The organism is Pseudofrankia saprophytica (assembly GCF_000235425.2).
In the GTDB taxonomy this organism is placed as follows: Bacteria; Actinomycetota; Actinomycetes; order Frankiales; family Frankiaceae; genus Pseudofrankia; species Pseudofrankia saprophytica.
Map to the genome: position 1 here is coordinate 4,573,915 of NZ_KI912266.1, position 22,772 is coordinate 4,596,686.

The window sequence follows — 22,772 nt, forward strand, 5'->3', positions numbered from 1 at the left end:
GACGGCGGCCCCGCGGCGCAGCGGCGTGCCACGGGCGGTTACCCGCCCGCCGCACCGGGTGGCGGCTACCTGGCAGGCGAGCCGGTCGGCGGCTATCCGGTCGCCGAGCCGAACGGCGCCTACCCGGGCGGCGAGCCGGTCGGCGGCTACCCTGCCGGCGAGGACACCGCCGGCTACCCGCCCCCGGGACCGCCCACGGGCGAGCAGCCGCCCTGGCGTACCCCGTACCGCGGCGACGCCGACCTCCCACCCGCGCCGGTCCCGCCGGACGCGCGCAGGCACTACGGCGACGACGGTTCCCGCCCGGTCGACCCCGGCTATGACGACCGCGGCCCCTATCCGGCCGAGAAGGGCTACGGTCCGCCGGCCGGGGGCTACCCGCCGGACGCCGGCCGCGGCCAGGGCGGGTACGGCGCGGAGCCGGACGGCCGGTACCCGCGCGGCGGCCCCCCGCCCGACGACACCGGGTCGTACGGCGGTCCGAACGGCTACGGAGACCCCGTCGACGTCTACCGCCCGCGCCCCGCGCCCCGCGCCGGCTACCGGGCGCAGGACGACCACGGCGACCAGGACGGGCCGGAGGGCTACGCGGTGGACCGCTACGACGGACGCTACGAGACCGGTGGCTACGAGACCGGCCGGTGGACCTGAGCATGTTGCGTGCGACCCTGCGCAGCCTGCTCGCCCGCAAGCTGCGCCTGCTCCTCTCGGCGCTCGCCGTCGTCGCCGGCGTCAGCTTCGTCGCCGGCACGCTGGTGCTCACCGACACGCTGAACGCGACGTTCACGTCGCTGTTCGCCGGGATCACCCGCAATGTCAGCGTCGACGTGCGCGCCGTGAACAAGGTCGACCCGACGAACGACGTGGGCCGGCCCCCGCTGCCGGCGTCGTACGTCGACCAGCTGCGGGCGAAGTTCCCGAACGTGGCGGTGGTCGGCCAGGTGAAGGGGAGCGCGTCGCCTGTCGATCCGGCGACCGGCGACTCGATCTCCACGCCGACCACCCCGGGGATCGGGATCAACTGGACCGGCGGCCAGCCGACCTCGGTGCAGGAGATCGCCACCGGCCGGGCCCCCCAGGCAGGCGGCGAGATCGCGATCGACAAGGCCACCGCCGACCGCTACGGGTTCCAGCTCAACCAGAAGATCACGATCGACGTGGGCAAGGGCGAGGCGTTCACCCTCGTCGGCACGTTCCGGATGAACGGGCAGGACAGCCTCGCCGGCTCCCCCGTCACCGCCTTCACCCTGGCGGATGCCCAGCGCACGATGCTGCGACCCGACTTCCTCAGCGCGATCTACCTGGCGTCGGACGACGTCTCCCAGGACGAGCTCGCGAAACAGGTCGCCGCGGGGCTGCCGGCCGGCGCCGAGGCGATCACCGGTCAACAGCTCGCCGACGAGAACGCCAGCACCGTGCGCGAGGGGCTGGCGTTCCTGTCGACCGCCCTGCTGATCTTCGCCGGGATCTCCGTGTTCGTCGGCGCGTTCATCATCTTCAACACGTTCACGATGCTGGTCGCCCAACGGGTGCGGGAGCTGGCGCTGATGCGGGCGATCGGCGCGAGCCGCCGCCAGGTGCAGGTCTCGGTGCAGGTGGAGGCCGCGCTGATCGGGTTCCTCGGGGCCACGGTCGGCCTGGTGTGCGGGGTCGCGCTCGCGGCGCTGCTCCAGTCCGCCCTGGGCGCCTTCGGCGTCGAGCTGCCGGCCGGCGGCACGGTCCTGCTGCCGCGCACCGCCGTCGTGTCGTACCTGGTGGGCGTGCTGGTCACGTCCGCCGCGGCCGTCGTGCCCGCCCACAAGGCCGCGACCGTGCCGCCGATCGCCGCGCTGCGCGACTCGTACACCATCGCCACCCGGTCGCTGCGGGCGCGGGCGCTCCTCGGGGTCAGCGGCGCTCTGCTCGGCGCCGGGGCCGTCGTCGTCGGGCTGTCGCGGCCCGGCTCGTCGGGAACCCCGCTCGTCGGCGTCGGCGCGGGGGCGATCTTCCTCGGGGTCGCGGCGCTGTCGCCGGTGCTGGCCCGGCCGGTCACCCGCGTCATCGGGGCCGCGCTGCCGGCACTGTTCGGCGTGGTCGGGCGGATCGGGCTGCAGAACGCGATGCGCAACCCGCGGCGGACGGCCGCGACCGCGTCCGCGCTGATGATCGGCCTCGCGCTGGTCAGCGCGTTCGCCATCTTCGGCCAGTCGATCAAGGTGTCGGTGCGGGACACGGTGGCGAGCAGCGTCGGGGCCGACTACCTCGTGTTCAAGCCCAACTTCGAACCGTTCAGCGCGCAGCTGGGCCAGGCCGTCGCGAAACAGCCGGGGGTCACGGTCGCCGCGATCAGCGGCGGCGCGGCGCTCCTCGCCGACCAGAGCAGCCCGAACGACGTCTGGGCGGGCGACCCGGCGACGATCAGCGACCTGATGAAGCTGAAGGTGACCTCCGGGGACATCCACCTGCGCGAGGGCCAGGTGGCGATGGAGGCGGCCACGGCGGCCAAGGTCGGCGGCCGGGTCGGCTCGCCGGTGAAACTCACCTTCACCGGCGGGCAGGTGACCCTGACGCTTGCCGCGACGTTCACCGCCGGCCAGATCGCCCCCTCCGTGCTGATCACCCAGACCGAATGGTCCAGGCACGCGGCGACCGACGACGACTTCCTCGTCCTGGTCAAGCGAGGGCCGGACGCGGATCCCGCCACGGTCCGGTCCGCGATCGATGCGGCCGCGAAGGCGATTCCGGGCGTGACCGTCAACGACCAGGCCGAGTTCGTCGCCGAGCAGTCCAAGCAGGTCGACCAGATCCTCGGGCTGGTCTACGTGCTGCTCGCGCTCGCCGTCATCATCGCGCTGTTCGGGATCGTGAACACCCTGGCGTTGTCCGTCATCGAGCGGACCAGGGAGATCGGCCTGCTGCGCGCGGTCGGCCTGCGCCGCGGGCAGATGTGGCTCGTCATCGTCCTCGAGTCGGTGGTGATCGCGCTGTTCGGCGCGGCGCTCGGGGTCGGCGTCGGCAGCTTCCTCGGCTGGGCGCTGGTGACGGCGCTGAAGAGCCAGGGCATCACGAGCTTCGCCTATCCGACCGGCACGATCGTCGTGGTGCTCGTCCTCGGCGGCATCCTCGGCGTCGCCGCCGCCGTCTTCCCCGCCCTGCGCGCGGCGCGCATGAACGTCCTGCGCGCCATCTCCACCGCCTGAGGCCGGAATCCGACTCTCGGGTTGTCGTGTCGCTTTCCACGGAAGATGGCCGATCTGTACAATGTCGGCATCCCCCGCGTCCATTGGCGTGCGCCTGGTCAAGGGGGAGACGATTTTCTTCATCGAGGAGCTGCGGCAGACCGCCACCACTCAGTGGTGTCGTTCCGCGCACCGGTCGGACAACCGGGCCCGTTTCTACGGCCGGCTCGATGCCGCCCTGGAGCGCAGACTGCGCGACGCGGGACCGGAGAGCCTCGCGTGCCAGCGGCTGCGGCAACGCGAGGTACTAGGCCCCAAGGGCGATCCGTCCAGCCTGCCGAAAAGCACACTTAACGACCTGTTCGGGCAGTCCGCCGCGGACTCGTTGCTTTTCGGCATCCAACGGGAGCTGCGTGCCGCCCTGCCCTATTACGACGACGTCGGGCGATGCTCGGCCGAACTCGGGGTCTGGACCTACGCTCCCTACCGGGACGAATGGCTCACCGAGCTGACCCACCTGGAGGAACCCAGACCCCGGCACGCGGCGACGGCGCTGGTCTGGGCCGTCGCCGACTGGGCCCGCCATCACCACGCGGTCGCGGCCCATCTCGGCTTCACTCCCCCGGTGACCGCCGTCGAGGACCTGCTCGTGGTCAGCCGCGGGCGGCTCGACGCCGTGACCGCCGTCGGGTTGCTGACCCGGGTGAACAGGCTCGCCGTCACCGGGGAGCTCGACAGGGGCGGCCAGGTCCTCGGGCCCGTGCACGACGACCTGATGTCGCTCGCGTTCGACGTGGTCGACCTGCTGCCCGTCGTGGTCGACGAACTGCGCGCCGACCTCGACGTGTTGCTGCGCATCGCCGGGAAGCTGAACCCGGCGGGCCGCGGCCAGGTCGCCGAGGTGCTGGTTCCCGCGTTCGCCGAGGTCATGGAGGTGCTCTTCCCGACGCCCTGAGCACCGTCGTCGTCGACGGCGGCGACGATGACGGACTGCCCGTTACTGCCGGCTCCGGCTCGCGGCCCCCGACCGCATGGCGCCCGCCCGGATGGGATCATGCGGTGGTGAGCCCAGGAGAGCCGTACTGGGACTTCTTCGTCGTCCACGCGTGCGACGACGAAGCGTGGGCCAACTGGGTCGCCTGGCAGCTCGAAGAGGCAGGGTACCGGGTGCTGGTCGAGGCGTGGGACAACGTCCCGGGCTCGCGCTGGACCGTGACCCTCGACCTGGGCGTCGAGTACGCCGCCCACGTCGTCGCACTGCTCTCGCCCGCGTACCTGCGCGAGCCCCTCCCCCCGGCCGTCGAGGCGGCGCTCGCGCGGGATCCCGACGGGGCACAGCGCCGGCTGGTCCCGATCCTGGTGGCGCCCTGCCAGCCGCGGGGCCTGCTGCGCGCGCTGACGCCGATCAGCCTGGTCGGCCTCGCCGCCGACGCCGGCCGGGCCCGGTTGCGAGCCCAGGCCGCGGCAGTCGTGGCCGGTCGAACGCGACCGGCCGACGAGCCGGCCTTCCCGGGCGGATCCGGGCTGGGCCCGGCCCACCTCGGGGTCCGTCCCCCCGTCGGCACCCGCCCGGAGGCCTCACCGGAGTTCCCCGGCCCGTGGCCGGCGAGACCGGCCCCACCCCTCGCCCCGGCCACCGCCGCGCGTACCGGTGGCGGGACCGGGCCGCTGCGCGCGGCCTGCGACGAGCTCGCCGTCGAGATCGAGACGACCTGGCGGGCCGAGAGCCGCCGGCTGGGCCTCAACACCGGCCTGCTGCCCGTCACCTGGGCACCCGCCGACCCCGACCTGTTCCAGGACTGGGCCGACCTGAGGAACCTCGCCCAGGACGCCGTGCTGCGGTCGGCGCCGGAGACGTGGGCGGCCGGGCCGCACGAGCTCGCCGGCGGCCCCAACGACCTCGACGCCGTGCTGCGGCGGGTACCGACCAGGAGGCTGGTGGTACTCGGCGAGCCCGGCACCGGCAAGTCCACCCTGCTGCTGCGCGCGCTGCTCGACCTGCTGCGCCGCCGCCGGCAGGACGGCGGTCTGCCCGTCCCGGTGCTGCTGCGCGTCTCGTCCTGGGATCCGGACATCCAGCCGTCGTTCGACGCGTGGCTGGTCGGCCAGATCGCCGGCCACGCGACGCCGCGGGCGCGCTCCGACCCCGGGCTCGCCCGGCGGCTGCTCGACGAGGGGCTGCTCCTGCTGCTCCTCGACGGCTTCGACGAGATCCCGGCCGCCCACCGGCGTGGCGCGCTCGGGGTGATCAGCCACTACGTGGACGTCGGGCAGGAGCTCATCCTCACCTCCCGCGCCCGCGAGTTCCGGGACGCCGTCCATCCGCCCGGGGGGACCGGAACGCCGCTGACGGGAGCGGCGGGCGTCGAGCTTCGTCCCCTCGGGCGCGCGGCCGTCGCCGCCTTCCTGGGCGGCGCGTCGCCGCGGCCGCGCGCCGACCCCCGCTGGGAGCCGATCCTGCGCGCGTTGGACGAGACCCCGCCGCCGCCGGCCGTCGAGGCGTTGCGCACCCCGCTCGCGCTCACCCTCGCGCGGGCGGTCTATGCGCCGGCCGGCGGGGATGTGGCCGGCGGCGCGCAGCCGGCCGAGTTGCTTCGGCGCGATCTCTACCCGACGAGCCAGGCCGTGCTCGGCCGCCTGCTCGACGGGGCGATCCCCGCCGCCTACCGCCCAGGCGTGGGCGAGGGCACGCCGCGCCGCCGCCGGTGGACGCCCGAGCGCGCCGAGAGCTGGCTGACGTTCCTCGCGGCGCAGCAGCAGCACGCGCACGGCCGCCGCCCGGACATCGCCTGGTGGCGGCTCGCCGCGGCCGTGCCCCGCTCGGACAGGACCTGGCTGGTCTTCCGGGCCGCCGGGGTGTTCTGGGCACTCGCCGTGGTCGTGTTCGCGGTCGTCGTCCTGGCGGTCCGGCTCGCGTACCGCGACTTCACCCCGGTCCTCGGCTGGCCGTTCCCGACCCTGCTGGCCGGTCTGGCCGGGTGGGGAGGCGCGGTCAGCGGGCTCGTGTTCGGGTACGGCGGCGCGATGCGGTCGTGGGGCACCCGGGCCCCGGCGCGCGGGATCGGCTGGTCCCGGCCGCGCGGTGGCCCGCGGTGGCGGCGCCCGGCCGCCGTCGGCCTGTACGGGGCCGTCGGTGCCCTGCTGCCTGCGATCGCGGCGGGGACGCGGCCACGCGCCGGGATCGGCCTCGGTGAGCTGGCCGGCGCCGCGGTCGCCGCCGGTCTCGTCGTGGGCCTCGTCAGCTGGGCCCTGCGCGGTGTCCGCGCGGTCGAGGGCGTCGCGGCGAGCCCGGGCGCCGGGCCGGGCCCCTCGCTGGCCGCCGACCGGCGCGCCTTCCGGTGGCTGGCCGTGATCCACGGCTTCGGCTGGGTGGCGAGCGTGGGCCTGCTGTTCGCCCTGTGGGCCTACGGGTGGTCGCACGGCTCCACGGCCCGGTCCGCGCGCGTCGTGACGGTGTTCGCCGTCGTCGTGGGATTGCCGTGCGCCCTCGGCATCGCCGCCGGGAGGACCGCGTATGTGCCGTACGCCGTCGTCCGGCGCTCGCTGGCCCGGCGGGGCCGGCTCCCCCGGGACCTCGCCGCGTTCCTCGCCGACGCGGCGGAACGGACCGACGGCCTGCTGCGCCAGGTCGGCCCCGTGTACCAGTTCCGGCACATCGAGCTGCAGCGGCGGCTGGCACGCCACGCCGACGACCCGCTGGCCACCCGGCTGGCCGCCGAGGTCGCGGCGGACCTGCGCGGACGGCCCCTACCGGGCTCGGCGGCGCCGCTCGCGGTGCGCTGGCGGGCCGCCGACCCCTCGCTCACCCAGCCGTGGGCACTGCTGCGGCGGCTGGCGGCGAGCTGGGACGTCGCTACGTCCGCCCGCTGGGCCGCGCGGCCGGCGGACCTCGCCGGCACGGGGCGCGATCTGGTGGCCACGTTGCGCGCGGTGCCGACGGCCAGGCTCGTCGTCCTGGGCGGGGAGGGGTCCGGCCGCACGACCCTGCTCGCCGGCCTCGCGCTCGACCTGGCCGCCGCCCGGCTCCCGGCCGATCCCGTCCCGGTGCTGCTCCCGCTGGGCTCCTGGGACCCCGATCGCCACGACCTCGGCGGTTGGCTGGAGATCGAGCTGCGACGGCGGCACACCTGGCTCGCCGCGACCGACGCGGAGATCTCCGGCGCGCGTGTGCTCGTCGACAGCGGGAAGATCATGCCGCTGCTCGACGGGCTGGAGGAGCTCGCGCCCGCCGTCCGCGCGCGGGCCCTCACGCGGATCAACGAGTGGCTCGCCGAGGGTGCCCGGATCGTGGTCAGCTCGACGCCGGAGGCGTTCGCGGCGGCGGTGCGCTCCGGCGCCGGCGAGGTCCGGCTGCGGGGCGCGGCGGCGGTCGAGATCCGCCCGCTCGACCTCGCCGAGGCCGCGGCCTGTCTGGTCGGCTCCCAGCCCGGGCGGGCTCCCGGGCCCGGCGACGGCCACCGGGGCGAGCGGTGGGCGCCCGTGCTCGCCGCCGCCCGGCGCCAGCCGCGGTCCCCGGTCGCGGGCGCGTTGACGACGCCGCTGACCCTGGCCCTGGCGTGCGCCGTCTACGAGGACGCGACGGGCGATCAGAGCGTCGACGCCGACGCCGGCACCGGCCCGGGCGAGCTTCTCGACGAGAACCGGTTCGCGACCTTCGACGCGATCCGGGACCACCTGGCACGTACGTACCTGCGCCAGAAGCTCGACAGCCCCGGCGGCGGGAGCGCCCGTCGCGGCTCGCCGCACGGCAGGCGGCGGGCGTTGGCGTTCCTGGCGCACAACCTGGATACCAGGGTGCGGTCCACCAGCCTCGCCTGGTGGGAGATCCAGTCGGCCGTGCCGTGGACGTTGCTCGCGGCCGAGCTGGCACTGGCCGGTCTCCCGACGTACTACGGCTTCGGATTTCATGCCCCGGTGCTGGCCGTCGCCTACCTGCTGGTGGCCTTCGCCCTTGGCGCGGCGCTGAACCGGGCCGCGGCGGCGCCGGGACGCGCCCCGCGGATGGAGGACTACGCGCGCTTCGCCCGGATCGTGCCCCGGCCGCGGCGTGCCGCGCCTACCGCCCGGCGGTACGGGCCGCGCGCCGTGTGGCGCCGCTGCCGGCTGAACACGCTGGCCGGCACACCCGTCCCGCTCGTCGCGGGCTATCTGCTCGTGACGCTGTACGTGACCTCGGTCGACTCGACCGGGACCCTCGACCGGCCGCCGTGGTGGTCGCTCACGCTGGCCGCCGTCGGCTTCGGCGCCGTCGGCACGCTCGGCCTCACCGCCTGGGGGCGCTACACGCTCGCCCGCTGCTGGCTCGCGCGGCGCAGGCGGCTGCCGGCCGACCTGATGGCCGTCCTGGAGGACGCGACGGCGCTCGGCGTGCTGCGCCAGACGGGCGACGTGTGGGAGTTCCGCCATCCGGTGTTCCAACGCCAGCTGACCGCCGCCTGGACCGGCTCGGCACCCGACACCCGGCCGCCGGCGGCCTGACCTCCGAGCCGCCCGGCCCTACTGCCCCCGGCGGCGCAGGTAGCGCTCGAACTCGCGGGCGATCGCGTCACCGGAGGCCTCGGGCAGCGCCGTCTCCGGCTCCCGGGACTCCAGCGAGCGGACGTACTCGGCGACCTCGGTGTCTCCCGCCGCCAGCTCGTCGACCTGGCGCTCCCAGGCACGCGCCCGCTCCGGCAGGTCGGCGAGCGGGATCTCCAGGTCGAGCAGGTCCTCGACGCGGCGCAGCAGCGCGAGGGTCGCCTTCGGGCAGGGCGGGTTCGCGACGTAGTGCGGCACCGCGGCCCAGAACGACACGCTCGCGAGCTCCGCACGTGCGCAGGCGTCCGAGAAGACCCCGACTATCCCGGTCGGCCCCTCGTACCGGGACGACTCCAGGCCGAGGCGGGCCGCGGTCGCCGGGTCGCCGGCCGTGCCACTGATCGGGACCGGCCGGGTGTGCGGGGAGTCGGCGAGCAGGGCGCCCAGGGTGACGACCATGTCGCTGCCGAGGGCGTGCACGGCCTCGATGAGCTCGTCGGTGAAGCCCCGCCAGCGCATGTTCGGCTCGAGCCCGCGGATCAGCACCAGGTCGGTGTCGGACTTCGGCGGCCGGGCGACCGACAGCCGGGTCGTCGGCCAGGAGATCTTGCGGGCCTCGCCGTCGACGCCGCTGACCGTCGGCCGGTTGACCTGGAAGTCGTAGTAGTCGTCCGGGTCTATGGCACCGATGACCCGGGCGCCGTAGACCGTCTCCAGGTGTTCCACCGCCGCGGAGCTCGCGTCGGCCGCGTCGTTCCACCCCTCGAAGGCAGCGACGACGACCGGCGACCGGAGCTGTCCGACACCGGAGAACTCGATCACCTACCACCTCCCGCCGCCCGCCGGCGGCTCCCGTGACAGTGCCACCGTACGTCTTCCCGGCAGCCCCGCCCGTCGTGTGCCCCATATCGCCCCGCATCGGGGTACCCGGCCACCCGGCCGGTTCGAACCGCCGGTTTGCGCTGCGCTCCGGGGCTGGTCCGGTCAAGTCTGCCGTGCCCGGTGGACGGGCGCCGCACCGACCGGCGGCTTCTGCCGCCTCGTCCCCCCCGCCCCCGCCGGGAAGACCGATTTGTCCGCTGACGCCCACCCGTCCGGTCGCCTCCCGAGGGCCCTGGTGGCGCCGGTCACCTGGCCGGGCACCGGCCCGCCGGTACGCTTTCGGCGTGCGCCTCGACCTCGCCTCCGCCCTGTGACCGCCGCCGCCGCTGGCGCCTCCGAGCTTCCCGGCACCCCTGTCGCCGCAGGGCTTCCCGACGCCGTGGGGGACGCGCGGCCGGCCGCGGTCCTGTTGGACATGGACGGGCTGCTGGTCGACACCGAGCACCTGTGGACGATCGCCGAGGAGGAGCTGGCGGCGAGCTACGGCCGCGCGTTCACCTCGGAGATGAAGCACGCGATGCTCGGGCACGGCGTCGACACCGCCGTCCCGCTCATGCTGTCGATGCTGGGCATCGACGCGGACCCGGCGCAGGCCGCCCGCTTCCTGGTGGACCGCGCCGTCGAGCTGTTCAGGACCCCCGAACTGATCCTCCGGCAGCCGGGCGCGCCGGAGCTGCTGGCGGCGCTGCAGGCCGCCAGCCTGCCCACCGCGCTGGTGTCGTCGTCGTTCCGCTCGCTGATGGACCCGGTGCTCGACACCCTCGGCCGTGACCTGTTCACCGTCACGGTCGCGGGCGACGAGGTGGCGCGACGCAAGCCGTTCCCCGACCCCTACCTGGTCGCCGCCGCGACCCTCGGGGTCGACCCGGCCCGCTGCGTCGTGCTCGAGGACTCGACGACGGGGGCGTTGGCCGGCCTGCGCGCCGGCTGCCGCACCATCCTCGTTCCCTCCTCCCCCAGCCTGCCGAGCCTCGCCGAGGTGGCGGCCGCGACGGACGCCGCGCTGGCCACCGACGCGGCCCAGGCCGCGGCCCAGGTGGGGCGCCCCGCCGGCGCGGAGCCGGTGCCGGTGCCGGTGCCCGCAGGAGGGTCCCGGCCCGCGGCGGAGGACATCGCCGAGCTCTCGGCCCGTCTCCTGCGCGTCACCAGCCTGCACGACGTCACCCTTGACTATCTGCGCACGCTCATGGCGATCGCGCCCCAGGCCACCGCGCCCTAGCGCGCCGCCGGGTGGCCACGGTCCGACGGGCGGCGGTCCGCGGGGCGGCGGTCCGCACGCGACGCCGGGTACGGCCCCGACTGAGCCGGCTCGGCCGGCTCAGCCGGCGGTGTCAGAACGGCGGCCAGGGAATCGGCGGCCAGTCGTCGGAAGGATTCGGGAAGCAGCCATGGCCCAGCAGCCGGTCGACGCGGGCCGCGAGGGCAGCGATCTCGGACTGGGTGAGCAGGTCGTCGAGCCGGTCGCCGAACGGGCCGCCGAGCGCGGCGCGCAGGCCGTCGAGCAGGGCGCACTCGGCGTCGTCGAACGGCTGGCCGCGCCAGTTCCACAGCACGGTGCGCAGCTTGTCGTCGCCGTGGAACGTCACGCCGTGGTCGATCGCGTAGACCCGGCCGGACGGCGCGGGCAGCAGGTGGCCGCCCTTGCGGTCGGCGTTGTTGATGACGGCGTCGAACAGGGCGATGCGGCGCAGCCGCCCGTCGCCGGTGCGCACCAGGTCGACCACGTCGACGGTCTCGTCGACGTCGATCCACAGCTGCGCCATCCCGACGCCGAACGGGCCGTCCCGCAGCACGGTCGGCGGGACCAGCCCGTCGCCGAGCTGCTCGGACAGCTCGTAGGAGGCGTACTCGCGCGCGGCGAGCGTCCCGTCCGGGAAGTCCCACAGCGGCCGCTCGCCGCGCACCGGTTTGTACACACAGTGGGCCTCGGCGCCGGCGGCGCTCACCACGCAGAACAGGGTGGCGTTGCTCGCCTCGACCAGGCGTCCCTCGACGGTGATCTCCCCGGTGCGCAGCAGCTCGAGCGCCGCCTCGGCGGACAGTCCCCCGGCGTCGCTCGGCTCCAGCCCCGGCCGTGACGGCGACTGGCCCCGCGCGGCGGGCACGCTCGCGCCACCCGACCCGGCGCCACCGGGCGCCACGGCGCCTGGCCGGGCACCGCCGGCACCGGCGCCGGCGGTCTCGTCACCGCCGCGCCTGTCCGTCACGGGCCCAGGGCCGCCCGCTGCCGCGTCCACCGTCCTAGTCTCCCGCCCCGCCGTCCCGGCCTCGTCACCTGTGACCAGGCCCACTCGCCAACCGTCCCGATGTCCCCGCCCGGCCGCGCGGTCAGACCGGCGGGAAGACGCCGGCGCCGCCACCGACGACCGAGTCGCTCGACGCGTCGTCGTCCTCGGCCGGGCCGGCCTGGGCCGCCGTCGGGGGGCCGGCCGCCTGGCCGTTCTCGCCGTGCGCGCCCTCGGCCCCGGGCCGCGCGGGCTCCTTCGGCTTCGGGAGAAGGTCGTCGACGGCGCCGCCGAGGTCGTTGAGGCGCAGCGCGAACGGGCGGCGTTCCTCGTAGCGGATCACCGTGACCGAGCACGGGTCGACGTTGATCCGGTGGTACATGTCCAGGTGCATGCCGAGCGCGTCGGCGACGATCGCGCGGATCACGTCGCCGTGCGAGCAGGCGAGCCAGGTCGCGTCCTTGCCGAGCCGGGCGTTCCAGTCCCGCACCGCCGCGACCCCCCTGGCCTGGGTGTCGCGCAGCGCCTCCCCCTTCGGCCCGGGGAACGTCACCGCGCTCGGGTGCGCCTGCACGACCTTCCACAGCGGGTCCTTGACCAGGGTGGCGAGCTCCTGGCCGGTCCAGTCGCCGTAGTGGCACTCGCCGAGCCGGTCGTCGAGCTGGACCTCAAGGGGTGGGGTGCCCTCGGGCCGGGTGGCGGCGATGTGCGCCGCGGTCTCGGCGCAGCGGTCCAGCGGGCTGCTCACGACCGCGTCCAGCGGCACCCGGGCAAGCCGCCCCGCGACCGCCCGCGCCTGCGCCTGGCCCCGCTCGTCGAGGCCGACGCCGGGTGTCCAGCCCAGCAGCAGCTTCCCGGTCAGCGCGGTGAGCCCATGACGCACCAGCAGCACCGTCGACACCGGGTGCCTCCCTCGTCAGCCCGCCCGGCCACACGGCCAGGCAGGCTCACGCTACCGACCGCTTCCGACATCCGGGCGGTTCGAGTGGTTGATCGCGCTTGTCCGGACAGGCCCGAGGTGTGTCCGAGCCCCGCTACGCTGGCTGACATGCACAGCTGGCCGGCCTGTCCCGTTCCCACCCTGCCCGGACGAGGCCAGCGGCCACGGCTCGTCGACACCGCGACCGGCCGGCTCGAACCGGTCGGCCCAGGCGCGCCCGCCGGGATCGACGCGGGCGCCGAGCCGCCCGTGGTGACGATGTACGTCTGTGGGATCACGCCCTATGACGCGACGCATCTCGGCCACGCGTTCACCTACCTCACCTACGACCTGGTGAACCGGGTGCTGCGCGACGCCGGCTACCGGGTCCGCTACGTGCAGAACGTGACCGACGTCGACGACCCGCTGCTGGAGCGGGCCGCCCGCGACGGCGTCGGCTGGGAGGACGTCGCCGTGCGCGAGACCGACCTGTTCCGCGCCGACATGGCGGCACTGCGGGTGCTGCCGCCGGAGCACTACGTCGGGGTGGTCGAGGCGGTGCCGCTGATCGTCGACATGATCTCCGAGCTCGCCGCCGCCGGCGCGACCTACTCCCTCGACGGGGACGTGTACTTCTCGGTCGCCGCGGCGCCCCGGTTCGGCTATGTCAGCGGCCTGGACGCCGCGGCGATGCGCGAGCTGTCCGCCGAGCGCGGCGGCGACCCGGACCGGCGCGGCAAGAAGGACCCGCTCGACCCGCTGCTGTGGCGCGCCGAGCGGCCAGGCGAGCCGAGCTGGCCGTCGCCGTTCGGCCCGGGCCGGCCCGGCTGGCACATCGAGTGCTCGGCCATCGCCCGGCACTATCTGGGTGACGTGATCGACCTGCAGGGCGGCGGCGCCGACCTGGCCTTTCCCCACCACGAGTGCTCCTCCGCGCACGCCGAGGTCGCGACCGGACGCAACCCCTTCGCCCACCGGTACGTCCATTCGGGCATGGTCGAGCTCGACGGGCACAAGATGTCGAAGTCGCGGGGCAACCTGGAGTTCGTCTCGCGGCTGCTGGGCCGTGGCGTCGACCCGGCGGCGATCCGGCTCGCCCTGCTCGCCCACTCCTACCGCGAGGACTGGGAGTGGACCCCGGCCGAGCTCGCCGCCGCCGAGGCGCGGCTGGCCCGCTGGCGGGCCGCGGTGGCCCTGCCGACCGCGCCGGACGCCACCGGTCTGCTCGCCGAGGTGCGCGCCGCGCTCGCCACCGGCCTGGACACGCCGGCCGCGCTCGCCGCCGTCGACCGGTGGGTCGACGGCGCCCTCGCGGCCAGCGCGCCGCCGGAAAGCGACGACACGGACACGCCGGTGCTTACCCGGATGCTGGTTGACGCGCTACTCGGTGTAGACCTTGACGTGGTGCAGACGTAAAAGGGGGCTGGAGTATGGCGCCGCACCACCGCGACCCGCCCGGCGACGGGGCCGACGCGCCTCAGCCCGCCTTCGATGTCGTCGCCCGGGGCTATGACCCCGAGCAGGTCGACGGGTATGTGCACACGCTGTGGCAGTACTCCAGCGACCTGACCGCGCGGGTCGCCGCCGCGGAGGCGGCGCTGCGCCACGAGCGGGACCGGCGCGCGGCCGACGACCTCGACGCCGCCTCCCGGCTGGGCGAGCGGATCGGCCGGATGCTCGCGATCGCCCAGCAGATGGCCGACGAGATCGTCGCCGGCGCCCGGCTGGTCGCCGAGCAGACCCTTCACGAGGTGGTCAGCGACGCCGGGGCGCACCACCCGATCACGCAGGAGGCCCGCCAGCAGGCCGACAAGCTGCTCGCCGACGCCGTCGCCGAGGCCCGCAGGCTGGCCAGGGAGCGCCACGAGGACCTCGAGGCCGAGATCTCCCGCACGGCCACGTCGCTGGAGTCGCTGCGCCGCCAGCAGGGCGAGCTGCTCGGCGCGATGCTGCGGCTGCGCGGCCTGGTCGCCTCGGACGACATGGAGCGCGCGGTCGGCGACCTCGCCCGGGCCGGCGCCGAGGCACCCCCCGATGACACGGAACGGCCACCGACCCGCCCAGGTGACGCGGCCGGCCCGCCGCCCGCCGCCCCGGCCGAGCCCAAGCCCACGTCCGGACCCACGCATACCGCCCCGCGGTCCCGCGCGGCGCCGGCACCGTCAGCTGCCTCAGCCGACGGCAAGGCGTCCGGCCGGCCGCCACGTCCCGCGACGTCACCGCCGGGCGAGGCCGCGCGGCCGACGGCACCGGCGGGGGCAGCGGGAGCGGCGCACCAGACCGGGCCACGGCTCGGCGGGCGCCACCGCGCCGCGCGCGGGCCGGCCGTGACCGACATCCTCGACGGCGAGCTCTACCCCACCGACTCCACGCCGGTCAGCCCGCCCACCGGCCCCATGCGCCGCGGCGTCGACGAGGAGATCGTCGACGCCGAGATCGTCGACAGGTGAGCCTGTCGATCGACGGCTGACCGCCGGCGCCCGACAGGCCGCGAGGCGCGCGGCGCGAGACCGCAGGGACCTGACACGGGCCGACGGCGTCCGGCACCGCCGAAGCCGACCCGGAAACGGCCCATACCGACCCCGGCGCGGCGGTGGTCAGGCTACCGGGACACCAGCCGGGGCTGGTTACGCTTCGGGCATGCCGGACCAGACCTCCCCTGCTCCCGACGCCCGGAGGACCGTGGGCGCGCGCGGCTCCGCCCCCGTTTCGGACGCTCCCGCGGACCAGCGCCCGTCGACGTCCGGGGCCGGGCCCTCGGCGGCCGACCCGCTGTTCGACGCGTTCTGCGCGGCGGGGCTGTGGCCGGGGCTCGGGCGGACCACCGCCTCCCGGCTCGCCGCCGCGGGCATCCGCCGCCCCGACGACGTCGACCTGGCCCGGCTCGGCGCCGTCGAGGGAGTGAGCGGGCCGCGGGCGCGCCGGCTGCTGGACACGTTCCGCGCCGCCTCCGGGCGCTACGAGGTCGCCGAACTGCTCGCCGCGGCCGACCTGCCCGTGCGGCTGGCCCGGGGGATCGGTGACGAGCTGGGCGCCCGGGCGGCCGACGAGCTGCGCGCCGACCCCTGGATGCTGCTGGTCGGCGGCGAGGCCGAGCTCACCCACGCGGACCGGCTGGCCCGGTCGATGGGGCTGGGGCGCGATGACCCGCGCCGCGGCCCCGGGGTGCTCGTCCACCTGCTCGCCAGGGCCGCGGCCCGCGCCGGGGACACGGCGGGGCCGACCGCGGCGGTGCTGACCGCGGCCACCCGCGACGGGGTGAGCGACCCGGCCGCGGCGCTCGCCGACGCCGCCCGGGACGGCCGCCTCGTGCTCGTCGACGACCGGATTGGCCTGGAGCGGTACGCGATGGCCGAGCAGGCCATCGCCGACGGCATCGAACGGCTCACCGCGACGGCCGAGCCCCTACGCCCGGGCGGGCGACGTCGCCCCCGCTCACGCCCGGGCGCGCCCGGGGACGGCGGCCCGGCCCCGGCCACCGACGGCGACGATGACGACCAGGCCTCGGCGCACCTGGAGGCCGAGCTCGACTTCGGCCTCGACACGGACGGCGCCGGCCAGCTCGGCGACACCGCCCAGCCGGCCGGCGGGGACGCCGATGACGTCGCGGACGCCGCACCCGGCGAAGGCGGCCCCGCCGTCCTCGCCGGACCGGCGACCGGAGCGGCGGGCGACGCCGAGGAGGACCCGACCCACGGGCTGGACGAGGTCCAGCTGGCGGCGGCGCGCACGGCGCTGGCCGTCGGGGTCAGCGTGCTGACCGGCGGCCCGGGCACCGGCAAGAGCCGGACCGTCGCCGCCGTCGTCGGCCTCGCCCGCGCCGCTGGCGCCGAGATCGCGCTCGCCGCGCCCACCGGCCGGGCGGCCAAGCGGCTGGAGGAGCTCTGCGACACCCCGGCGAGCACGCTGCACCGGCTGCTCGGCGCCCAGGGCAGGAACGGCGGGTTCACCCGCGGCGAGCACTACCCGCTCGACGCCGACCTGGTCGTCGTCGACGAGGCGTCGATGGTCGACGCGGAGCTCGCCGCCGCCCTGGTGGAGGCCTGCGCGGACGGCACCCATCTGCTGTTCGTCGGCGACCCGGCGCAGCTGCCGAGCATCGGTCCCGGCCAGCTGCTCACCGACCTGATCGAGTCGGGGGTGGCGCCGGTGACGGAGCTCTCCCGGCTGTACCGGCAGTCCGCCGGCGGGGCGATCGCGCAGCTGGCGACGGCGGTGCGCGGCGGCGAGCTGCCGCCGCCCGTAGACGGCCCGGAGCGGGAGGTGGTCGTCGTCATGGCCCGCTCCGCGGGAGAGGCGGCGCACCGGGTCGTGCAGCTGGTCACCGACTCGATCCCCCGGGTGCTCGGGATCGTGCCGGCCGACGTGCAGGTCGTCACGCCGGTGCACGCGGGCCCGGCGGGGACGGTCGCGCTCAACACGGCCCTGAAGGCGGCGCTGAACCCCGGCCCGGGGACGGTGGGCGGGTTCGACGTCGGCGACCGGGTGGTCGCGACGGCGAACCACCTGGACGTCGGCTTCGCCAACGGCGAGATCGGCGTGGTCACGAAGCTCGCCGACCGCGGTGGTTTGCTCGTGACGTTCCCGGGGGGCACGCTGGAGGTGCCGGCCGGCGTGCTCGGCGACCTGCGGCACGGCTGGGCGGTCACGGTGCACCGGGCGCAGGGCAGCGAGTGGCCGGCGGTGGTCACCGTGTTCCCACCGGAGGCTGGCCGGATGCTCAACCGCCCGTTGGTCTACACGGCCATCACCCGGGCCCGCGGTCACCTGTCGATCGTGTCCGTCAACGGCCCGGCACTGCGCCAGGCCGTCCGTACGGCCGGCGGCCGGCGCCGCATGACCCTGCTCGCGCCGCTGCTCGCCGGAGCCGAGGCGGGCGAGCCCACCGAGCTGGACGAGGACGGTGACGTCGACGTCACCGCCCCGGTGGCCGGTGCCGCGGGTGGCCCCCGACGCGTGACCGAGACCGTCGGGTGAGCCACGACCCGCCGGCCGGGCAGCCGCGAGCCGGCGGCCACGGGCGCCCCGCCCGGCGCCTGGGCCGGCCGGTCGCGGGCGCCGCCGGACCAACCGGGACCGGGCAGGGACGGCGGCCGCGTTGGTCCATTCGGGGCCTCGGTAGCGTCCGTGGCGTGAACATGGATTCATCCGCGAGCCCGATCGTGTACCCGTCGGGCGACCCCACCGCGACGACGGAGCCGAGCCCGGCGGAACTGACCGCCACGGCCGTCCCCACGCAGGCCTCGGCCCAGCCGCCCGCCGACACCGCGGCGACCGCCACCGTCCCGCGCCAGGCGCCGCCGGTCGATCCCGGCCCGCTGCGCCGCCGGGAACCGGCGCCGCCCGCGTCCCGCGTCCCGGCCGCCGGCGTCCGGGAACCAGCCCTCGCGGCGGGTTCCGCGCAGGCCGGCCCCGTCTCGGCCGGCGCCTCGCCCGACAGCGGCCAGGACACCCCGTCGGGCGGGACCCTGGACCGCGCACACGACGGCGCGGGTGGCATGGACGGCGAGGACGGCACGGGCCCGGCCGCCGGCACCGGTGGGCCGGCGGGCGCCGCCCGCCGCCTCGGCGGGTGGCTCACGGCGGTCTGGGTGAAGCTGGCCGCCCGGGCGCGGCGCAGCCCGCTGGCCGCGCGGGTCGGCGGACGGCTGCCGCTCATCCTCATCGCGGCCGCGGTCCTGATCGGCGGGGCGCTGCGGTTCGCGACGACCAGCCACCTGTGGCTCGACGAGTCGCTCACCGTCGAGATCGCGCACCGGCCCGTCGGGGGCCTGCTCGCGGCGCTGCGCCACGACGGCGCGCCGCCGCTGTACTACCTGCTGCTGCACGTCTGGATCAAGGTGTTCGGCGACGGGGACGTCGCCGTGCGGGCGCTGTCCGGGGTGTTCTCGCTGGCGACCCTGCCGCTGGCGTGGGCCGCAGGCCTCCGGGTCGGCACGCTCGCGGCCGCGCACGGCAACGGCGACGAGGCCACGCCGCGCCGGGTCGCCCGCGCGACGCTGCTGCTGTTCGTCAGCTCCCCGTACGCGATCCGCTACGGCAGCGAGACCCGGATGTACTCGATGGTCGTCCTGCTGGTGCTCGCGTTCGGGCTGGCGCTGCTGCGAGCGCTGGACCGGTCGTCACGCTGGCGGCTGGCGCTGCTGACGCTGACGACGGCGGCCCTCGTCTACACGCACTACTGGACGTTCCTGCTGATCTTCACGGTGGCCGCGTTCCTGCTGCTGCAGTCGCGGCGCCGGCCGCTCTACCGCCGCCCGGCGCTGCGCGCGTTCGCCGCGATGGCGGCCTCGGCCGTGCTGTTCGCCCCGTGGATGCCGTCGTTCCTGTTCCAGATGCTGCACACGGGGACGCCGTGGGCGCCGCGGGTGCAGGCGCAGGTGCTGCTGGACACCGTGTTCGACTGGGCCGGCCCGCAGTCGACGGGGGCACTGCTCGGCCTGGTGCTGCTCGGCGGGGCGCTCATCGGCCTGACCGGCCGGCCGACGAGCGGCCGGGAGCTGGTCGTGAAGCCCTCCGGGCGGATGCCCGGCCGCTACCTGGCCGCCGTGTGGCTCGTTCCGCTGACGCTCGCCTACGTGGTGAACATGTTCGGCGGCAGCGCCTACGCGGAGCGCTACACCGGGATCTCGCTGCCCGCCTGCCTGATGCTCGCGGCACTGGGCGTGTCGATCCTGCCGTCGCGGCGCTGGCGCAGCGGGGTGCTGGTCGTCGCCTCGCTCGCGGGCCTCATCGGCGGTTTCCAGCTGGCCAGGACGGAGCGCACCCAGGCGAGCGAGATCGCCGCGGAGATCGCCAAGCAGGCCAGGCCAGGTGATGTCGTCGCCTTCTGTCCCGACCAGCTCGGCCCCGCCGTGCACCGGGCGCTGACCCGCCTCGGCGAGACCGACCTGCGCGAGGTCGCCTACGCGGACCCCACCGGCCCAGCGCTCGTCGACTGGGTCGACTACGCCTCCCGGATGCAGCAGGCCAACGGCGACGACTTCGCCCGCTACCTGGACACCCTCGCCGGGCCGAGCCACGCGATCTTCCTGGTCAAGGCGGACGGCTACCGTTTCCTCGAGGGCTCGTGCAGCCTGGTCTCCGAGCAGCTCAACGTCCGCCGCGACCGCAGCGTCGCCGTCAACAAGAAGCCGCTCTACGAGGGCGCCTGGCTGGAACGCTTCACCACCCTGCGATGACCGTCCGGGCCGTCAGTCGTCGGCTGGCGGATCCGCGGCGTCCGTGTCGGCCGGCTCCGGGCCCGGGCCCGGAGCCGGGGCCAGGGTGGTCGCGATGGCGAGGACGAGGAGGGCCATCGGCAGGGTGTAGTGGTTGAAGAACGACTGCTTGTTCAGCTCGACCACGGTCAGCAGGACCAGCGCGCCGCCGGCGGCGAAGCCGGTCGCGTCGCCCCGCGCCCGCCACGCCAGCAGGTAGACGGCCGCGAGCGCCACCGCGGTCGTCCCGAAGCCGAGGTCGACGCCGAAGTGATGCGCCCAGCCGGTCACCGACAGCGAGTGGTCGAGCACCGGGTAGTCGAGGTTGGTCCGCACGGCGTCGTGGAAGAAGGCGCCCGGGTCGTCGAGCACCCAGGGCGCCACGAACACGAGGGCGAGCCCGCACGCCGCGGCGGCGCGCCGCCTGCCGAACGCGGGCCACACCGCCGCCACCGGGACCAGCAGGACGACGTGCTGTTTGCTCGCCAGCGCCACCGCGAACGCGACGACGGCGAGGGCGCCCCTCCCCCGGCACGCCGCCCACACCATCACGGCGAGGCAGGCGACCAGCAGCGGCTCGGTCCACGACTGCTCCAGCGCGTAGCAGGACTCGGGGAAGACCAGCACCAGCAGCGGGACGACGGGCATCCACGGCGCGCCGGGCCGGCCGAGCGCCCGGACGGCGTAGACCGCGACGACGAGCGCGGCGAGCAGCCCGTACCGGACGTCGCCGAGCAGGAGCCGGAACGGGGCGAGCAGCACCGACGTGGCCGGTAGATAGGGGTAGACGTCGACGAGCCCGCCGTGCAGGTCGCCGGGCTGACCGGTCAGCCACACCTGGTGGTACATGTTCACGCCGTCGACGAGCCCGCGCGAGGACGCCTGCAGCAGGTGGAACACGTCGATCTGCGGGTCGGGGGCGGCGAGCACCGTCGCGACGCCCGCGGCGACGGCGAGCGCCACCACGGCCCCGAAGGCACGCCGGCCGCCCAGCACGCCGAGCCCCCAGGACAGCGCCGGCGACCGGGGCGCCGGCCGCTCGGCCAGCACCAGGCCCGCGACGACGCCGGCCGCGGCGAGCAGCCCCGCGGCGATGGAGCACCAGTCGGCGACCTCGGCCCACCCGCCGGAGCCGTAGTACCGCGGGTGGCGCAGCGGCGGCCCGAGACCCACCACCAGCGCGACGGCGGCCCAGGTCAACCGCCACGACAGCCACGAGGTCGGCCGGCCGAGCCGGCGGGCGGCGAGCCGCACCGGCCGGCCAAGCCAGCTCGCCGGACCCCGGCTGCCACCGAGCAGGGCGACCGTGGCCGCCGCCACCCCCCAGCCGATGAGCACCGCCGAGATCGCCCAGCCGCCGTACCGGCCGTCCTTCGCCGCGATCCCGACCGCGAGCGCGCACCACGCGGCCACCAGCCCAGCGACCGGTCTCGTCACCGCCGCCGACTCGGACGCCCCCGCCGGCGACGCCGTCCTGGGCGTCTCGGGCATCGACGCCTCAAGCGATGCCTCAGGCGTCTCGGGTGTCTCAGCCGTCATGCCGGCTCCGGCGGGATCCGGGCTGACGCACCCGGACCACGCGGACGGTGACGACGCGTGCATCGCGGACGGGTGAGGCCATGACGGCACCTTGCCAGACCGGGCCCAGCCCCTCCCGGCCGGCGCCCCGCCGCACAGCGGCCAGCCGGCCACCCGGCGCGCCGGGGTGACGAGATGGTGGGTGGTGGGTGGTGGGCGCAACTGGCCCGGCACGTCGCACGGCCCGGCGATCAACCCGGGGCGATGACACGATCACGGCTGGTGCGCAAGGGAAGCTCCTGCGGCCTGACGGCCAGGGACGCGGGAGGCGCGAACCGGTACGCCCAGGCGGCCCGGGAAAGGGCGCATGAAAGACTGTGCGCGCGTGCCGGCCAGCGGTCGGCGGCGCCACCTCGCCTGCCCCCGACGGTGGGCGAGCGGCCGCGAGCGCACCAGACCACCATCAGCAAGAGTGCCGTGAAACACCTCCTGCCGACGCGGAAACCGGGACGGGACCACAGATGGACCCATCCGCCAGGCGGTGGGAACGCAAGGTTCGGGTGGCATCTGCCCCCGACGGACAGGGACGGAGAGGACAGACCGTGACGGACGTCGCGGTCCGGCCGGCGGAGCGAATCCCCGAGCCGGTCGACACGCCGGGGCCGCGCCCCGGGCGCGCGGATCGGATCTACCAGGCCGTGATGCTGCTGATCCTGGCGGTCGCGGTGGTGGTGCGGTTCACCGCCCGCCAGGACCTGTGGCTCGACGAGGCGCAGAGCGTCGCGATCGCCCGGCTGCCGCTGACCGGCGACGGGCCGACCATGATCACCGGTCTGCGCGAGGACGGCTCGCCACCGCTCTACTACCTGATCCTGCACGTCTGGATCAGCCTGTTCGGCACCGGCAACTCGGCGGTGCGGGCGCTGTCGGCGATCACCAACCTGATCGCGGCCTGGCCGCTGTACCTGCTGGGCCGCCGGGTCATCGGACAGCGCGCCGCCCAGCTCGCCGTGGTCTTCTACATCACCTCGCCGTTCGCGCTGCGGTTCGCGACCGAGACCCGGATGTACAGCCTGATCGTCCTGCTGACCGCGCTCGGGGGCCTCGCCATCGAGCGGGCGCTGCGCAAGCCCACGGCGCTGTCGGTGGCGTACGTGGCACTCGCGGCCGGCTCGCTGGCGCTCACTCACTACTGGTGCCTCTACCTGCTGCTGACCGTCGGCGGCTGGCTGGTCCTGCTGTGGTGGCGCCCGAAGCTCCTGTTCGGCAGGGCCGACCGTTCCGACGACGGGCAACCGGGCGGCGGCCCGTCCGTCGACCCGGCCACCCAGGACGCCGTCGACGTCGGCCTGGC

Annotated in this window: 13 protein-coding genes and 1 pseudogene; 10 read left to right on the top strand and 4 right to left on the bottom strand. The window is 75.8% G+C overall.

From position 1 onward, the window contains the following. The 4 genes and pseudogenes from FRCN3DRAFT_RS55180 to FRCN3DRAFT_RS49655 form a co-directional block, all read left to right on the top strand. Positions 1 to 651: pseudogene (locus FRCN3DRAFT_RS55180) on the top strand (hypothetical protein); the annotation flags it as partial. 2 nt (positions 652 to 653) lie between these two features. Then, positions 654 to 3,179 (top strand): ABC transporter permease, encoded by a 2,526-nt coding sequence (locus FRCN3DRAFT_RS0219210; RefSeq protein WP_007519181.1) that lies wholly within the window; start codon positions 654 to 656, stop codon positions 3,177 to 3,179. A gap of 61 nt (positions 3,180 to 3,240) precedes the next feature. Then, positions 3,241 to 4,113, top strand: coding sequence for a hypothetical protein (locus tag FRCN3DRAFT_RS56320; protein WP_007519180.1), 873 nt, complete (start codon positions 3,241 to 3,243; stop codon positions 4,111 to 4,113). 107 nt (positions 4,114 to 4,220) lie between these two features. After that, positions 4,221 to 8,636 (top strand): toll/interleukin-1 receptor domain-containing protein, encoded by a 4,416-nt coding sequence (locus FRCN3DRAFT_RS49655; protein WP_232794082.1) that lies wholly within the window; start codon positions 4,221 to 4,223, stop codon positions 8,634 to 8,636. A gap of 18 nt (positions 8,637 to 8,654) precedes the next feature. On the opposite strand, the gene FRCN3DRAFT_RS0219225 is transcribed toward FRCN3DRAFT_RS49655, so the two are convergent. Continuing rightward, positions 8,655 to 9,497, bottom strand: a complete 843-nt coding sequence (locus tag FRCN3DRAFT_RS0219225) for a PAC2 family protein (RefSeq protein WP_007519178.1) — start codon at positions 9,495 to 9,497, stop codon at positions 8,655 to 8,657. A gap of 370 nt (positions 9,498 to 9,867) precedes the next feature. Here FRCN3DRAFT_RS0219225 and FRCN3DRAFT_RS0219230 point away from each other — a divergent pair, with 370 nt between their 5' ends. Then, positions 9,868 to 10,776 carry an HAD family hydrolase gene (locus tag FRCN3DRAFT_RS0219230; protein ID WP_232794083.1) on the top strand — a complete coding sequence of 303 codons (909 nt, stop codon included), beginning with the start codon at positions 9,868 to 9,870 and terminating at the stop codon, positions 10,774 to 10,776. 112 nt (positions 10,777 to 10,888) lie between these two features. Here FRCN3DRAFT_RS0219230 and FRCN3DRAFT_RS0219235 read toward each other — a convergent pair whose 3' ends face one another. After that, a complete protein-coding gene (locus tag FRCN3DRAFT_RS0219235; protein ID WP_027140748.1) occupies positions 10,889 to 11,662 on the bottom strand; it encodes an SCO1664 family protein in 774 nt (257 codons plus the stop codon). Positions 11,663 to 11,885: 223 nt separating this feature from the next. Beyond that, a complete protein-coding gene (locus tag FRCN3DRAFT_RS0219240; RefSeq protein WP_007519175.1) occupies positions 11,886 to 12,683 on the bottom strand; it encodes an MSMEG_4193 family putative phosphomutase in 798 nt (265 codons plus the stop codon). A 147-nt stretch (positions 12,684 to 12,830) separates the two neighbouring features. Between FRCN3DRAFT_RS0219240 and mshC the strand changes: the two genes are divergently transcribed. From mshC to FRCN3DRAFT_RS0219260, 4 genes are all read left to right on the top strand, one after another. Further along, a complete protein-coding gene (mshC, locus tag FRCN3DRAFT_RS0219245; protein ID WP_007519174.1) occupies positions 12,831 to 14,117 on the top strand; it encodes a cysteine--1-D-myo-inosityl 2-amino-2-deoxy-alpha-D-glucopyranoside ligase in 1,287 nt (428 codons plus the stop codon). A 14-nt stretch (positions 14,118 to 14,131) separates the two neighbouring features. Next, on the top strand, positions 14,132 to 15,151 hold the full coding sequence (locus FRCN3DRAFT_RS0219250) for a DivIVA domain-containing protein (RefSeq protein ID WP_007519173.1): 1,020 nt from the start codon (positions 14,132 to 14,134) through the stop codon (positions 15,149 to 15,151). Between the two features lie 190 nt (positions 15,152 to 15,341). Beyond that, positions 15,342 to 17,678, top strand: a complete 2,337-nt coding sequence (locus FRCN3DRAFT_RS45260) for an AAA family ATPase (RefSeq protein ID WP_083401587.1) — start codon at positions 15,342 to 15,344, stop codon at positions 17,676 to 17,678. Between the two features lie 161 nt (positions 17,679 to 17,839). Beyond that, positions 17,840 to 19,882 carry a glycosyltransferase family 39 protein gene (locus FRCN3DRAFT_RS0219260; RefSeq protein ID WP_063630165.1) on the top strand — a complete coding sequence of 681 codons (2,043 nt, stop codon included), beginning with the start codon at positions 17,840 to 17,842 and terminating at the stop codon, positions 19,880 to 19,882. A gap of 12 nt (positions 19,883 to 19,894) precedes the next feature. On the opposite strand, the gene FRCN3DRAFT_RS0219265 is transcribed toward FRCN3DRAFT_RS0219260, so the two are convergent. Then, positions 19,895 to 21,439 carry a glycosyltransferase gene (locus FRCN3DRAFT_RS0219265; RefSeq protein ID WP_198536003.1) on the bottom strand — a complete coding sequence of 515 codons (1,545 nt, stop codon included), beginning with the start codon at positions 21,437 to 21,439 and terminating at the stop codon, positions 19,895 to 19,897. Between the two features lie 581 nt (positions 21,440 to 22,020). Between FRCN3DRAFT_RS0219265 and FRCN3DRAFT_RS45265 the strand changes: the two genes are divergently transcribed. Then, positions 22,021 to 22,772, top strand: a 752-nt coding sequence (locus tag FRCN3DRAFT_RS45265; protein WP_007520554.1) for a glycosyltransferase family 39 protein, incomplete at its 3' end; no start/stop codon positions are given.